The sequence below is a fragment of the Enterobacter cloacae complex sp. P40C2 genome (assembly GCF_014930695.1).
Taxonomy (GTDB): Bacteria; Pseudomonadota; Gammaproteobacteria; order Enterobacterales; family Enterobacteriaceae; genus Enterobacter; species Enterobacter pasteurii.
The window spans coordinates 1-1,737 of the sequence record NZ_JADBRP010000025.1 but is presented as its reverse complement, the minus strand read 5'-3'; the positions used below and the strand labels follow the sequence as shown (position 1 = coordinate 1,737).

General features: G+C 52.8%; 1 rRNA gene. It reads left to right on the top strand.

The features are described 5' to 3' along the window. The first annotated feature begins 146 nt into the window (after positions 1-146). A 16S ribosomal RNA gene (locus IM304_RS22145) occupies positions 147-1,688 on the top strand. The last annotated feature ends 49 nt before the right edge of the window (positions 1,689-1,737 follow it).

Below are 1,737 nucleotides of genomic sequence, written 5' to 3'. Positions count from 1 at the left end.
ACTGCTCTTTAACAATTTATCAGACAATCTGTGTGGGCACTCAAAGTGACATGGATTCTTAACGTCGCAAGACGAAAAATGAATACCAAGTCTCTGAGTGAACATACGTAATTCATTACGAAGTTTAATTCACGAGCATCAAACTTAAATTGAAGAGTTTGATCATGGCTCAGATTGAACGCTGGCGGCAGGCCTAACACATGCAAGTCGAACGGTAACAGGAAGCAGCTTGCTGCTTCGCTGACGAGTGGCGGACGGGTGAGTAATGTCTGGGAAACTGCCTGATGGAGGGGGATAACTACTGGAAACGGTAGCTAATACCGCATAACGTCGCAAGACCAAAGAGGGGGACCTTCGGGCCTCTTGCCATCGGATGTGCCCAGATGGGATTAGCTAGTAGGTGGGGTAACGGCTCACCTAGGCGACGATCCCTAGCTGGTCTGAGAGGATGACCAGCCACACTGGAACTGAGACACGGTCCAGACTCCTACGGGAGGCAGCAGTGGGGAATATTGCACAATGGGCGCAAGCCTGATGCAGCCATGCCGCGTGTGTGAAGAAGGCCTTCGGGTTGTAAAGCACTTTCAGCGGGGAGGAAGGCGGTAAGGTTAATAACCTTGCCGATTGACGTTACCCGCAGAAGAAGCACCGGCTAACTCCGTGCCAGCAGCCGCGGTAATACGGAGGGTGCAAGCGTTAATCGGAATTACTGGGCGTAAAGCGCACGCAGGCGGTCTGTCAAGTCGGATGTGAAATCCCCGGGCTCAACCTGGGAACTGCATTCGAAACTGGCAGGCTAGAGTCTTGTAGAGGGGGGTAGAATTCCAGGTGTAGCGGTGAAATGCGTAGAGATCTGGAGGAATACCGGTGGCGAAGGCGGCCCCCTGGACAAAGACTGACGCTCAGGTGCGAAAGCGTGGGGAGCAAACAGGATTAGATACCCTGGTAGTCCACGCCGTAAACGATGTCGACTTGGAGGTTGTGCCCTTGAGGCGTGGCTTCCGGAGCTAACGCGTTAAGTCGACCGCCTGGGGAGTACGGCCGCAAGGTTAAAACTCAAATGAATTGACGGGGGCCCGCACAAGCGGTGGAGCATGTGGTTTAATTCGATGCAACGCGAAGAACCTTACCTACTCTTGACATCCAGAGAACTTTCCAGAGATGGATTGGTGCCTTCGGGAACTCTGAGACAGGTGCTGCATGGCTGTCGTCAGCTCGTGTTGTGAAATGTTGGGTTAAGTCCCGCAACGAGCGCAACCCTTATCCTTTGTTGCCAGCGGTTAGGCCGGGAACTCAAAGGAGACTGCCAGTGATAAACTGGAGGAAGGTGGGGATGACGTCAAGTCATCATGGCCCTTACGAGTAGGGCTACACACGTGCTACAATGGCGCATACAAAGAGAAGCGACCTCGCGAGAGCAAGCGGACCTCATAAAGTGCGTCGTAGTCCGGATTGGAGTCTGCAACTCGACTCCATGAAGTCGGAATCGCTAGTAATCGTAGATCAGAATGCTACGGTGAATACGTTCCCGGGCCTTGTACACACCGCCCGTCACACCATGGGAGTGGGTTGCAAAAGAAGTAGGTAGCTTAACCTTCGGGAGGGCGCTTACCACTTTGTGATTCATGACTGGGGTGAAGTCGTAACAAGGTAACCGTAGGGGAACCTGCGGTTGGATCACCTCCTTACCTTAAAGAACCTGCCTTTGTAGTGTCCACACAGATTGTCTGATGAAAA